This window comes from Streptomyces sp. NPDC002536, assembly GCF_053594995.1.
On the sequence record NZ_JBSFWU010000037.1, the window covers coordinates 13036 to 26159 of the forward strand.

A 13124-nucleotide genomic window follows, 5' to 3' on the forward strand; every position below is an offset into this window, starting at 1 on the left:
TGTCCTTCCACCCCTCGGGAGCCCCTCATGACCGACAAGACCGGAGGCGCGGCCCTCCGCCAGGAGCGCCGCCTCGTCACCGCGATCCCCGGCCCGAAGTCGCTGGAGCTCCAGGCCCGCCGCACCGCCGTCGTGGCCGGTGGCGTGGGCTCGACGCTGCCGGTGTTCACCGTCCGCGCGGGCGGCGGCGTCCTCGAGGACGTGGACGGCAACTCCCTGATCGACTTCGGCTCCGGCATCGCCGTGACCTCGGTCGGCGCCAGCGCGGAGGCCGTGGTGCGCCGCGCGTCCGCGCAGCTCGCCGACTTCACCCACACCTGTTTCATGGTGACCCCGTACGAGGGCTACGTGGAGGTCTGCGAGCAGCTCGCCGAGCTGACCCCGGGCGACCACGCCAAGAAGTCGGCACTGTTCAACTCCGGTGCGGAGGCCGTCGAGAACGCGGTCAAGATCGCCCGTGCGTACACCAAGCGCCAGGCGGTCGTCGTCTTCGACCACGGCTACCACGGCCGGACGAACCTGACGATGGCGCTCACCGCCAAGAACATGCCGTACAAGCACGGCTTCGGCCCGTTCGCGCCCGAGATCTACCGCGCCCCGCTGGCCTACGGCTACCGCTGGCCGACCGGCCCGGAGAACTGCGGCCCCGAGGCGGCCGCCGCGGCCATCGACATGATCAGCAAGCAGGTCGGCGCGGACAACGTCGCCGCGATCATCATCGAGCCGGTGCTCGGCGAGGGCGGCTTCATCGAGCCGGCCAAGGGCTTCCTCCCGGCGATCGCACAGTTCGCCAAGGACAACGGCATCGTCTTCGTCGCGGACGAGATCCAGTCCGGCTTCTGCCGCACCGGCCAGTGGTTCGCCTGCGAGGACGAGGGCATCGTCCCCGACCTGATCACCACCGCCAAGGGCATCGCGGGCGGCCTGCCGCTGGCGGCCGTCACCGGCCGCGCGGAGATCATGGACGCGGCGCACCCGGGCGGCCTCGGCGGCACCTACGGCGGCAACCCTGTGGCGTGCGCGGCGGCGCTCGGCTCGATCGAGACCATGCGCGAGCTGGACCTCAACGCCAAGGCGAAGCGCATCGAGGAGGTCATGAAGGGCCGCCTGGCGGCCATGCAGGAGAAGCACGACATCGTCGGCGACATCCGTGGCCGCGGCGCCATGATCGCCATCGAGCTGGTGAAGTCCGGCACCAAGGAGCCCAACGCCGAGGCGGCCGGTGCGCTGGCGAAGGCCTGCCACGCCGAGGGCCTGATCGTGCTCACCTGCGGCACCTACGGCAACGTGCTGCGCTTCCTGCCGCCGCTGGTCATCGGCGAGGACCTGCTGAACGAGGGCCTGGACATCATCGAGGCCGCGTTCGCGCGTCTGTGAGCCCCATGTGCGCCCCTTGTGAGTGAGTGAAGAACCTGTGCGAGGCGGGTGGTGGACGGGTGATCCGGCTTCTCCGCCCCCTCTTACCTGCCGTACGGTTTCTTCAGATGAACGCAACACCCGGCCCGCAGGAGACTGCGGGCGACGCCGAGCCGGTGCCTCCCCAGCGCCGGTCAGGCCGTGCCCTCGCGCACACCACCGGGGCCGCAGGCCCCGGGCATCCTCACCGATCGAACGGCCGCTCGTTCCATACCCCCCGGGGCGCGCGGTCCGACGGCCGGAACGGCGACTCCGGAACCATCCCCCCTGTTCCGGGGTCGCCGTCTTCTCGTCTCTTGCTTCTCCCTCTCCTCTGCGTGCTGCTGTTCGCGCTGACGGCCTGGCAGGTCGCCGCGCACGGCCCGCTGCGCACGCTCGACGAGCACCTGGGCCGGGCCGTCGCCGGCTCCGCCTTCCCGCGGCCGCTCGCCGGCTTCCTCGCCGACCTGGGCAACGCGACGGTGGCGGTGCCGGTCCTCGTCATGGCCATGTTGGTGTGGTTCCTGCGCTTCCGGCACTCCGCGGCCCGGCCGTGGCTGCCGCCGCTCGCCGCCGCGCTGGCGATGGCGGCGGTGCCGGCGCTGGTCGTCCCGCTCAAGACCTGGATCGCGCGCCCCGGCCCGCCGCCCATGGCCGGGGTCCACGAGGGCTTCTTCCCGTCGGGCCACGCGGCCACGGCGGCGGTGGCGTACGGGGCCGCCGTGCTGCTGCTGTTCCGGGGCTCCCGGTGGGCCGCCACCGGGTACGTGCTGCTGAACGCCGCCGTCGGCGTCGGCCTGGTCCGCTGCGGCTACCACTGGCCGCTGGACGTGGCGGGGGCGTGGTGCCTGTCGGGGGTGGTGCTGTGGGGGCTGTGCCTCAGCTGTCGAACCCCAGCCCGACCTTGTCCATCGCCTTGAGCCACAGGTTCCTCCGACCGCCGTTGCGGTCGGCCCGCGTCATCGCCCACTGGGTGATGCCGATCCCCATCGACCGCACCGGCTCCGGCGGGAACGGCAGCGGCTTGCTGCGCACCATCTCCAGCTCGGTCCGCTCGGTGCGTTCGCCGGCCAGCAGGTCGAGCATCACCTCGGCGCCGAAGCGCGTCGCGCCGACGCCCAGTCCGGTGTAGCCGAGCGCATAGGCGACCCGGCCGCCGTGCGCGGCGCCGAAGAACGCCGAGAAGCGCGAGCACGTGTCGATCGCACCGCCCCATGTGTGCGTGAAACGCACGCCCTCCAGCTGCGGGAAGCAGTGGAAGAAATTCTCGGCCAGGCGCTGGTAGGTGGCCGGGTGGTGGTCGTACTCGGCCCGTACACCGCCGCCGTAGTGGTAGACGATGTCGTAACCGCCCCACAGGATGCGGTGGTCCGCGGTGATGCGGAAGTAGTGGAAGTGGTTGGCGCTGTCGCTCAGGCCCTGGCGGCGCTTCCAGCCGACGGAGGCGAGCTGCTCCGCCGTGAGCGGCTCGGTCATCAGGGCGTAGTCGTAGACCGGTGCGATGTACGGGCGCAGGCGCTTGACCAGGCCGGGGAAGGCGTTGGTGGCAAGGGCCGCGTGCCGGGCGAAGACGCGGCCGTAGGGCGTGCCCACGGCCACCCCGGCGCCGCGCGAGGAGAGCCGGGTGCCGGGCGTGTGCTCGTAGATCCGCACTCCCGCGCGCAGGCACGCGCGCTTGAGGCCCCAGGCGAGCCGGGCGGGGTGCAGCATGGCCACGCCGGTGCGGTTCCAGAGGCCGCCGAGGAAGGTCGGGGAGTCCACTTCGGCGCGCAGGGCGTCGCGGTCGAGGAATTCGTGGCCGGTCACGCCGAGCGAGGCGGCCTCCTCGGCGGCCTCCTGGAGCTCCAGGACCTGGTGCGGGGCGGTGGCGATGTCGATCTCGCCGGTGCGTTCGAAGTCGCAGTCGATGCCGTGCCGGACGAGGTCGGCTTCGAGGGCGTCGAGGTTGTGACGGCCGAGCTGTTCAAGTTTGACGAGCTCGTCGGGCCAGCGGGCTGCGCCGTTGGCCCAGCCGTGGGTGAGGGAGGCGGAGCAGAAGCCGCCGTTGCGGCCGGAGGCGGCCCAGGCGGTCTCCTGGGCTTCTATGAGGACGACGTCCCGGCCGGGAGCGCGCTCCTTGGCGAGGAGCGCGGTCCACAGACCGGAGTATCCGCCGCCGACGACGAGCAGGTCGCAGTGCTCGTCGCCGACGAGTGCGGGGAGTGCCTCCGGCCGGGAGGAGTCGTCGAGCCAGTAGGGCCGCAGTGCGGCGTCAGAAAGTGATTTTGCAGGGTTCATGGCACTGGAGGCCATGGTTCTCAGCTCCTTTTTCGGCGTCTCCCGACCAGTTGTCCGGCGAGGACGCACAGCACGGCGACGGCGAACATCGCCGTTCCGATGACATTGATTTGAACGGGTGTGCCCCGTTGTGCGGCTCCCCAGACGTACATGGGGAAGGTCACACTCGAGCCGGCGTTGAAGTTGGTGATGATGAAGTCGTCGAAGGACAGGGCGAAGGAGAGCAGCGCGCCCGCGGCGATGCCGGGGGCGGCGATGGGCAGGGTGACCCGCAGGAAGGTCTGCAGCGGGGAGGCGTACAGGTCCTGCGCGGCCTGCTCCAGGCGCGGGTCCATGCTCATCACGCGGGCCTTGACCGCCGTCACCACGAAGCTCAGGCAGAACGTGATGTGGGCGATGAGGATGGTCCAGAAGCCGAAGGTGATGCCCATGTTGAGGAAGAGGGTGGCCAGCGAGGCGGCCATGACGACCTCGGGCATGGCCATCGGCAGGAAGATCAGGGTGCTGACGGCCGAGCGGGCGCGGAACCGGTAGCGGGCCAGCGCGAAGGCGATGGCCGTGCCCAGGGCGGTCGCGCCGAGCGTGGACCAGACGGCGATGCGCAGGCTGAGCGAGAGCGAGCCGCACAGGTCGGCGACGCCGCAGGGGTGCGTCCAGGCGTCCGTGGAGAACCGCTGCCACTGGTAGTTGAAGCGGCCGTTGGGCTTGTTGAAGGAGAAGACCGTCACGACGACGTTGGGCAGCAGCAGATAGGCGAGCGTGCCCAGGCCCGCGATCACCACGAAGTGGCGGCGCAGCCAGCGTGCGGGGGTGGCCGGAGGAGCCATCAGACCAGTTCCTCCGTCCCGGACTTGCGGATGTAGAGCATGACCAGGGCGAGGATCGCGGCCATGAGGATGAAGGACAGGGCGGCGGCGGTCGGGTAGTCCAGGACGCGCAGGAACTGGGACTGGATGACGTTGCCGATCATCTTCTGGTCGGTGGAGCCGAGCAGTTCGGCGTTGATGTAGTCGCCCGCGGCGGGGATGAAGGTCAGCAGCGTACCGGCGACGACGCCCGGCATGGACAGCGGGAAGGTCACCTTGCGGAAGGTGGTCAGCGGCCGGGCGTAGAGGTCGCCGGCGGCCTCGTGGAGACGGCTGTCGATGCGTTCCAGCGAGGTGTAGAGCGGCAGGATCATGAACGGCAGGAAGTTGTAGGTCAGTCCGCACACGACGGCGAGCGGGGTGGCGAGCACCCGGTGGCCCTCGGTGATGCCGAGCGCGTTGGTCAGGCCGAGGACGTGCAGCGAGTCGAGCGTGGAGACGACGATGCCGCCGTCGGAGAGGATCGTCTTCCAGGCGAGCGTGCGGATCAGGAAGCTGGTGAAGAACGGTGCGATGACCAGGATCATCAGCAGGTTGCGCCAACGGCCGGCGCGGAAGGCGATGAGGTAGGCCAGCGGGTAGCCGAGCACCAGGCACAGCACGGTGGCCGCGGTCGCGTAGCCGACCGAGCGCAGGAACTGCGGGTAGTACTCGCTCAGCGCGTCGGCATAAGTGCCGAAGTGCCAGGTGAGCTTGAAGCCCTCTTCGAGCGATCCGGTCTGCAGGGAGGTGGAGGCCTGGTAGACGAGCGGGGCGGCGAAGAAGACGAGCAGCCAGAGGATGCCGGGAACCAGCAGCCAGTAGGGGACGAGCTTCTTGCGGCGGGCGGCCTCGGACGGGCCGGGTACGGGTCCGCCCGCGGAGGCGGGGGGTTCGCCGGTGGTGGTCGTGAGGGTCATCCTGCGCCCTCCGCTTCCACGTCCGTGCCGGCCTCGATGTTCTGGGCGGCGTCCAGGCCGAAGCTGTGGCCGGGGTTCCAGTGCAGGACGACCTCGGCGCCGGGGACCAGGCGGGAGTCGCGCTCGATGTTCTGCTCGTAGACCGACAGGCCGGAGGCGGCGGGGCTGTCGACGAGGTACTGGGTGGAGACGCCGGTGAAGCTCGACTCCGTGATCCGGCCGGTGATCCGGTTGCGGCCGTCCGGGATGCTGCCCGCGTCGTCGGCGTGGGTCAGAGTGATCTTTTCCGGCCGTATGCCGACCAGGAGCTTCTCGCCCGTGCGGGCGGTGGCTGTACATCGTGTCGCCGGAAGGGCGAGTTTGGTATGGGAGGCCCGCAGAAGGATGTCGTCGCCGGACGTATCGAGGACGTCGGCGGTGATGAGGTTGGACGTGCCGAGGAAGTTGGCGACGAAGGTGGTGCGCGGGGTCTCGTAGAGGTCGGCGGGGGCGCCGAGTTGTTCGATCCGGCCGGCGTTCATGACCGCCACCGTGTCGGCCATGGTCATGGCCTCCTCCTGGTCGTGGGTGACGTGGATGAACGTGATGCCGACCTCGTGCTGGATGCGCTTGAGCTCCAGCTGCATCTGACGGCGCAGCTTGAGGTCCAGGGCGCCGAGGGGCTCGTCGAGCAGCAGTACCTGCGGGTGGTTGATCAGGGCGCGGGCGACGGCGACGCGCTGCTGCTGTCCGCCGGACAGCTGCTGCGGCTTGCGGCGGGCCAGATCGCCGAGCTGGACGAGCTCGAGCATGTCGTCCACCTGCTTCTTCACCGACTTGATGCCGCGGCGGCGCAGGCCGAAGGCGACGTTCTCGTAGATGTCCAGGTGCGGGAAGAGCGCGTAGCTCTGGAAGACGGTGTTGACGGGCCGCTTGTAGGCAGGCAGACCGGTGACGTCCTTGCCGGCCAGCTCCACGGTGCCGGTGCTGGGTTCCTCCAGGCCGGCGATCATGCGGAGGGTGGTGGTCTTGCCGCAGCCGGAGGCACCGAGGAGCGCGAAGAACGAGCCCGCGGGGACGGAGAGGTCCAGGGGGTGCACGGCTGTGAAGGAGCCGTAGGTCTTGCTGATGCCGGTGAGGCGGACATCGGTGCCGCTGGTGCCGGCCGGTGCGGTGGTCGTCATGGGGCTGGGTCCAGGGGGGTTCGCGGGGACGGAGAACACGTAACAGTGACATACGCCGGGGCCCACTTTTGTACGGGCGTGCCGCCACCGGAGACATGCATGCCTAATGCCGGATAAATCGCCCCTGCGCCAAGGGCTCGGCACGCCCCGAGGACGGTGCGGCGCCGGCCCGTGCAGGCGGCTGCGGTGGTGTCGTCCGCGCGCCCTCCTCCGCATCGACCGACCGGAATTGATTGCCGATCCTGACAGAGCGATGCGGCGGCAACAAGGGATTCCGTAGCAGTTTCTTAACTCGGCGACGGAATCGGTGTGTTGTCAGAGGGCGCTGCAAGAATGACGGCATGAACGACACGGGGGAGAAACCAGTGCACGCCGTCCGTTCGGCGGCGGAGCTGACGGCAGCCGTCGGGCGCGGCGAGCGCGTGAAGTACGTGCACTTCTGGGGGCACCGCCCGCGCCGCGACGGGAGCGTGGGGCCGGGGTGCTTCAGCCAGTGGTGGCCGTCGCCCTTCACGGTGGACGGCACGGTCTACGCCACGGCCGAGCACTGGATGATGGCGGGCAAGGCGCGGCTGTTCGGCGATGCAGAGGCGGAGGCCGCGGCGCTGGCTGCGGCTCATCCCAAACAGGCCAAGGACGCGGGCCGTTCGGTGCGCGGCTTCGACGAGGAGCAGTGGCGCCGGCACCGCTTCGAGCTGGTCGTGCAGGGCAGCGTCCACAAGTTCGCGCAGCACCCGGAACTGCGCGCCTATCTGCTGGGCACGGGCGACCGGGTACTGGTGGAGGCCAGCCCGCCGGACCGGGTCTGGGGCATCGGGCTGGCCGCCGACGACGAGCGGGCGCAGGATCCCGCGCAGTGGCGCGGGCTGAATCTGCTGGGCTTCGCCTTGATGGAGGCGCGTCAGCGCCTGGCGGGGAGCACCAGCGGCCCGGGCGCTGCCGGTCGGTGCATATAGGCGCCGTAGGTGGCGTCGGGGTCGTCGTCGGGGGCGCGACTGCTGTGGTGGCTCGCGGCCGTGATGTAGAGGGCGAGCATCAGCGCGGTGGCGAGGAGTGCCACGCCGCCGAGCACCAGCCCGGCCAGCGCCTGCCCGCCGTTGGTGGCCAGGCCGGTCTTCGCCTTGTTGCGGCCTATCGCGCCGAGCACGATGGCCAGCACCCCGAGGATGACGCCGAACAGGACGGTCGGCGCGAAGACGGTGCCGACGATGCCGAGCACCAGGGCTGCGGTACCGAGGGCGTTGTCGGGCATCGCCCGCTGCGCGGGCTGCCAGCCGGGGGCGCCCCATGCGGTGCCGTAGGCCGGCTGTGCATATCCGTACGGCCCGGGGGCGTACGCCCCCTGGGGCTGCTGCGGGTGCGGGCCGGGTATACCGCCCTGCCAGTAGGGCGGTTGGGGGTGCTGCGGGTGTTGCGGGTGTTGCGGGTACTGGGGGTACGGCCCGCCCTGGTACGCGCTCGGCGTGCCCGGCCCGGTCGGGGCCTGCGGTATCGGCGGCACGGCCTGCGCACCGGCCGGCTGATCCGCGGCAGGTGCGGCGGGTGCGGCGGCGGCCGCTGCGTCCTGCACCGGAGCAGCGTCGGAATCGGAAGCGGCCGCCGGGGCCTCTCCCCCGGCCGGTGCCTGCGGCGGCACCGCCGCGGTGTCCGGTTTGTCCAGCGAGACCCGTTCCCCGGGCGGAGCCCACGGATTCTGTTCCCGCTGCTCCTGCTGCGCGTCGCTGTTGCCGTCCTTGCCGGACATGGTCCTCCCCACTCGGTACCCCGTCATGCTAAGGCCTGAGCAAAGGCCCCACGCCCGCCCCGCATACGATGACGGGCAGTCGCACCAGCCGTGCCAACAGCCCTGGAGGCCCGCATGTCCGCACTCGACCCGTTCATCGCAGGACTGCCGAAAGCGGAGCTGCATGTGCACCACGTGGGCTCGGCGTCACCGCGCATCGTCGCCGAACTGGCCGCCCGGCACCCCGACTCCCCGGTGCCGACCGACCCCGAGGCGCTGGCCGACTTCTTCACCTTCCGCGACTTCGCGCACTTCATCGAGGTCTACCTGTCCGTGGTCGACCTGATCCGCGACGCCGAGGACGTGCGCCTGCTGACGTACGAGGTCGCCCGCGACATGGCCCGGCAGAACATCCGCTACGCCGAACTGACCGTCACCCCCTACAGCTCCACCCGCCGCGGCATCCCCGACGCGGCCTTCGTGGAGGCGATCGAGGACGCCCGCAAGGCGGCGGAGTCCGAGCTGGGCGTGGTGCTGCGCTGGTGCTTCGACATCCCCGGCGAGGCCGGGCTGGAGGCCGCCGAGGAGACGGCCCGGATCGCGTGCGACCTGCAGCCGGACGGCCTGGTCTCGTTCGGGCTCGGCGGCCCCGAAATCGGCGTCCCGCGGCCGCAGTTCAAGCCGTACTTCGACCGCGCCATCGCGGCCGGGCTGCACAGCGTCCCGCACGCCGGCGAGACGACGGGCCCGCAGACGATCTGGGACGCCCTCACCGAACTGCGCGCCGAGCGCATCGGCCACGGCACCAGCGCCACGCGGGATCCGAAGCTGCTGGCCCACCTCGCGGAGCACCGCATCCCGCTGGAGGTCTGCCCGACCTCCAACCTCGCCACCCGGGCCGTGGCGGACCTGGAGCAGCACCCGGTCCGGGAGATGGTCTCCGCCGGCGTCCTGGTGACGATCAACAGCGACGACCCGCCCATGTTCGGCACCGACCTCAACACCGAGTACGGCGTGGCGGCCCGCCTCCTGGACCTCGACGCCCCGGGCGTCGCCGCCCTCGCCAAGAACGCGGTCGAGGCCTCGTTCATGGACGCGGCGGGCAAGGCGGCGCTCGCCGCGGAGATCGACGCCTACGCGGCGGCCTGGCGCGGCTGACGGTCCGCCCTCGAACTCCGCCGCGCCTCCGCCACAATGAGCCCCATGGCCACAGCGTTCACTGCCGTCGCCCACCGCGGCGACCCGTACGTCCACCGCGAGAACACCCTGCCCTCGATCCGCTCCGCGGTGCTGGCGGGGGCCGGGGCCGTGGAGATCGACGTCCGGCTGACCCGCGACGGAGTGCCCGTCCTGCTGCACGACGCGACGCTGCAGCGGCTGTGGGGCGTCGACCGGCCGCTCGGCGCGCTCACCGCCGACGAGGTGCGCGGACGGACCGGCGGCGGGGTGCCGACGCTGCGGGAGACGCTCGCGGAGGCGCCCGAAGGAGCCGACGGGGCACGGCTGTTCATCGACCTGCCCGACCCGTCGGCCGCCGCCGCTGCCGTCGCCGAGGTGCACGCGTCCGGTGCGGCCGGCCGCGTGTACTACTGCGGCGCCGCCCCCTCGATGCTCGCGGTGCGCCGCGCGGACGACGATGCGGAGATCGCCCTGACCTGGACCACGCTGGCCCCGCCCCGGCCGGCCCTCCTCGCGGAGGTGCAACCGCGGTGGCTCAACTACCGCTTCGGGCTGGTGAGTCCGGAACTGGTGGCCCGCAACCATGCGGACGGCCTGCTGGTCTCGGCGTGGACGGCGGACACGCGGCGCACGATGCGGCGGCTGCTGGCCGCAGGGGTGGACTCGATCACGACGAACCGGATCGGGACCCTGCGGGGTCTCACAGCCCCACGATCTCGTTCCACACCTTCGTGAACCCCGGCCGTTCCCTGGCCGTCATGTCCCGTGCCGTCGCGAGCCGCTTGCGCATGTCCTCGGTCGGGAACACCAGCGGGTTCTCCGCGAGCGCCGCCTCGTCCTTGTTCTTGGACGAGGCCAGGACCTCGCGCGCCGCGGGCACCGGGCAGACGTAGTTGACGGCGGCCGCCAGCCGGGCGGCCACCTCCGGCTCGTAGTAGTAGTCGATGATCCGCTCGGCGTTGCTCTTGTGCGCCGCCAGGTTCGGGATCATCATGCTCTCCGCCCACAGCTCGGCACCCTCCTCCGGCACCACGAACTGGATGTCGGGGTTGTCGGCCTGGAGCTGGATGATGTCGCCGGAGTAGGCCTGGCAGGCGAGCACGTCGCCGGACGACAGGTCCTTGATGTAGTCGTTGCCGGTGAAGCGGCGGATGTGCTTCGTGCGGACGAGCTCGCGCAGCTGGTCGGCCATGCGGTGGAAGTCGTCGGCGGTCCAGCGGGTGACGTCGGCGCCGTTGCCCTGCATCAGCAGGGAGAAGGCCTCGTCCATCCCGGCCAGCAGGGTGACCCGGCCGCGCAGGTCGTCCTTCCACAGGTCCGAGGTGTGCCGGATCTCCCGGCCGAGCTTCTTGCGGTTGTAGGCGATGCCGGTGATGCCCGACTGCCAGGGGACGGTGTGCCGCCGCCCGGGGTCGAAGGACGGCTTGCGCAGCAGCGGGTCGAGGTTGCGGGCCACGTGGGGCTGGCGGTCCCGGTCCATCTCCTGGACCCAGCCCAGCCGGACGTAGCGGGCGCACATCCAGTCGCTGACGACGATGATGTCCCGGCCGGTCTGCTGGTGGTTCATCAGCGCCGGGCTGATCTTGCCGAAGAACTCGTCGTTGTCGTTGATCTCTTCGGTGTACTTCACCGAGATGCCGGTGCGCTTCTCGAAGTCGTCCAGCGTCGGCCGGCGCTGCGGGTCCTTGTCGTCGGTGTCGATGTAGAGCGGCCAGTTGGCGAAGACCAGCCGCCTGTCCGTGGCGGAACGATCCGCCGCGGCCCGGTCGCGCGGGGCGACGTAGGCGGCGGGCACGCCGCAACCGGCGAGTGCGGCGGCCCCGGCGCCGGCGCCCAGCGCCCGCAGCAGGGTCCGGCGGGACAGGGGCTTCACGGGCTTCTCTCGCATTCCGGCAGGATGGCTGGTGGGGCGGCGGGGGCCGATGATATCCCGCCCGGCAGGGGTGCCCCGAAGGGGCGCGGGGAACTGCGCGACCGGCCCAGGACGGCCTGCAGCCGACGCACCACCCCGGAGGTCCGGGGCGAAGCCCCGAGAACCTCGGCTGCGGGCACGTCGTGGCTGGTCGCGCAGTTCCCCGCGCCCCTGACGGGGCGATGCCCCCCTAGCCCAGCGAGGTCATCACGTGCTTGATGCGGGTGTAGTCCTCGAAGCCGTAGGAGGAGAGGTCCTTGCCGTAGCCGGACTTCTTGAAGCCGCCGTGCGGCATCTCCGCGACGAGCGGGATGTGCGTGTTGATCCAGACGCAGCCGAAGTCGAGGGCCTTGGACATCCGCATGGCCCGCGCGTGGTCCTTGGTCCACACCGATGAGGCCAGCGCGTACTCGACGCCGTTGGCGTACTCGACGGCCTGCTTCTCGTCGGCGAAGGACTGGACGGTGATCACCGGGCCGAAGACCTCGTGCTGGATGATCTCGTCGTCCTGCTTGAGCCCGGAGACCACGGTGGGCGCGAAGAAGTAGCCCTTCTCCCCCACCCGGTGACCGCCGGCCTCGACCTTGGCGTGGGCGGGCAGGCGCTCGATGAAGCCGGAGACCTGCTTCAGCTGGTTGGCATTGTTGAGGGGGCCGTAGAGCACGTCCTCGTCGTCCGGCAGGCCGGTCTTGGTGTCGGCGGCGGCCTTGGCCAGAGCCGTCACGAACTCGTCGTGCACCGACTCGTGGACCAGCACGCGCGTCGCGGCCGTACAGTCCTGGCCGGCGTTGAAGTACCCCGCGACGGAGATCTCCTCGACGGCCTTGGCGATGTCGGCGTCCTCGAAGACGACGACCGGCGCCTTGCCGCCCAGCTCCAGGTGGACGCGCTTGAGGTCGCGGGAGGCGGACTCGGCGACCTGCATGCCGGCCCGCACGGAGCCGGTGATGGAGGCCATCGCGGGCACCGGGTGCTCGACCATCAGCCGGCCCGTCTCGCGGTCGCCGCAGATGACGTTGAACACGCCCTTGGGGTGGCCCAGTTCCTCCAGGACCCCGCCGATGATCTCGGCGAGCAGCACGGTGGAGGCGGGGGTGGTGTCGGAGGGCTTGAGGACGACGGTGTTGCCCGCGGCGAGCGCCGGGGCGAACTTCCACACGGCCATCATCATCGGGTAGTTCCACGGCGCCACCTGGGCGCAGACGCCCACCGGCTCGCGCCGGACGATGGACGTCATCCCCTCCATGTACTCGCCGGCCGAGCGGCCTTCGAGCATCCGGGCGGCGCCCGCGAAGAAGCGGATCTGGTCGACCATGGGCGGCACCTCCTCGCTGCGGGTGAGCGCGAGGGGCTTGCCGGTGTTCTCGGACTCGGTCGCGATCAGCTCGTCGGCCCGCGCCTCGACCGCGTCGGCGATCTTCAGGAGGACCTTCTGCCGCTCGCCGGGGACCAGGTCGCGCCAGACGGGGAACGCGGCCTGCGCGGCGGCCATGGCGGCGTCGACGTCGGCGGCGCCGGACAGCGGGGCGGTCGCGTAGGCCTCGCCCGTGGCCGGATCGACCACGTCGGTGGTCCGCCCGTCGGCGGCGTCCCTGAACTCCCCGTCGATGTAGTTGCGCAGTCGACGCAGCTCGGTGGTCACGATGCGCCACCCCTTCTGTCCATGTCCGATTGCTGAGATGCCCACCCTAGTCAGTCGGGCCACGCTTT

General features: G+C 71.0%; 12 protein-coding genes. 5 read left to right on the forward strand and 7 right to left on the reverse strand.

Annotated elements, in window-relative coordinates:
• Window positions 1-27: 27 nt before the first annotated feature.
• A complete protein-coding gene (gene gabT, locus ACWD4B_RS16075) occupies window positions 28-1377 on the forward strand; it encodes a 4-aminobutyrate--2-oxoglutarate transaminase (RefSeq protein WP_451421314.1) in 1350 nt (449 codons plus the stop codon).
• 335 nt (window positions 1378-1712) lie between these two features.
• Window positions 1713-2315: a phosphatase PAP2 family protein gene (locus ACWD4B_RS16080; RefSeq protein WP_451421315.1), complete on the forward strand. Its 603-nt coding sequence runs from the start codon at window positions 1713-1715 to the stop codon at window positions 2313-2315.
• On the opposite strand, the gene ACWD4B_RS16085 is transcribed toward ACWD4B_RS16080, so the two are convergent.
• Genes ACWD4B_RS16085 through ACWD4B_RS16100 form a run of 4 tightly spaced genes read right to left on the reverse strand, consistent with a single transcriptional unit; the run spans window position 2275 to window position 6600 of the window.
• Window positions 2275-3687 carry an NAD(P)/FAD-dependent oxidoreductase gene (locus tag ACWD4B_RS16085; protein WP_451421316.1) on the reverse strand — a complete coding sequence of 471 codons (1413 nt, stop codon included), beginning with the start codon at window positions 3685-3687 and terminating at the stop codon, window positions 2275-2277. The genes ACWD4B_RS16080 and ACWD4B_RS16085 overlap by 41 nt on opposite strands.
• Before the next feature lie 5 nt (window positions 3688-3692).
• Window positions 3693-4499: an ABC transporter permease gene (locus tag ACWD4B_RS16090; protein WP_451421317.1), complete on the reverse strand. Its 807-nt coding sequence runs from the start codon at window positions 4497-4499 to the stop codon at window positions 3693-3695.
• On the reverse strand, window positions 4499-5437 hold the full coding sequence (locus ACWD4B_RS16095) for an ABC transporter permease (RefSeq protein WP_451421318.1): 939 nt from the start codon (window positions 5435-5437) through the stop codon (window positions 4499-4501). The genes ACWD4B_RS16090 and ACWD4B_RS16095 overlap by 1 nt, the downstream gene beginning before the upstream one ends.
• A complete protein-coding gene (locus ACWD4B_RS16100; RefSeq protein ID WP_451421319.1) occupies window positions 5434-6600 on the reverse strand; it encodes an ABC transporter ATP-binding protein in 1167 nt (388 codons plus the stop codon). The genes ACWD4B_RS16095 and ACWD4B_RS16100 overlap by 4 nt, the downstream gene beginning before the upstream one ends.
• 341 nt (window positions 6601-6941) lie before the next feature.
• Between ACWD4B_RS16100 and ACWD4B_RS16105 the strand changes: the two genes are divergently transcribed.
• Window positions 6942-7556, forward strand: a complete 615-nt coding sequence (locus tag ACWD4B_RS16105; protein ID WP_451421320.1) for an NADAR family protein — start codon at window positions 6942-6944, stop codon at window positions 7554-7556.
• On the opposite strand, the gene ACWD4B_RS16110 is transcribed toward ACWD4B_RS16105, so the two are convergent.
• A complete protein-coding gene (locus ACWD4B_RS16110; RefSeq protein WP_451421321.1) occupies window positions 7502-8344 on the reverse strand; it encodes a DUF4190 domain-containing protein in 843 nt (280 codons plus the stop codon). The genes ACWD4B_RS16105 and ACWD4B_RS16110 overlap by 55 nt on opposite strands.
• Before the next feature lie 114 nt (window positions 8345-8458).
• On the opposite strand from ACWD4B_RS16110, the gene ACWD4B_RS16115 reads away from it, so the two are divergent.
• The gene (locus ACWD4B_RS16115; RefSeq protein WP_451421322.1) at window positions 8459-9481 is read left to right on the forward strand and encodes an adenosine deaminase; all 1023 of its coding nucleotides are present in this window, start codon (window positions 8459-8461) and stop codon (window positions 9479-9481) included.
• Window positions 9482-9517: 36 nt separating this feature from the next.
• Window positions 9518-10237 (forward strand): glycerophosphodiester phosphodiesterase, encoded by a 720-nt coding sequence (locus ACWD4B_RS16120; RefSeq protein WP_451421323.1) that lies wholly within the window; start codon window positions 9518-9520, stop codon window positions 10235-10237.
• On the opposite strand, the gene ACWD4B_RS16125 is transcribed toward ACWD4B_RS16120, so the two are convergent.
• Both ACWD4B_RS16125 and ACWD4B_RS16130 read right to left on the reverse strand, forming a co-directional pair.
• Entirely contained in the window at window positions 10203-11366 is a 1164-nt protein-coding gene (locus ACWD4B_RS16125; RefSeq protein WP_451421341.1) for a polyamine ABC transporter substrate-binding protein, read from the reverse strand. The two genes, ACWD4B_RS16120 and ACWD4B_RS16125, sit on opposite strands and share 35 nt — an antisense overlap.
• Window positions 11367-11604: 238 nt before the next feature.
• A complete protein-coding gene (locus ACWD4B_RS16130; protein WP_451421324.1) occupies window positions 11605-13056 on the reverse strand; it encodes a gamma-aminobutyraldehyde dehydrogenase in 1452 nt (483 codons plus the stop codon).
• Window positions 13057-13124: the final 68 nt, after the last annotated feature.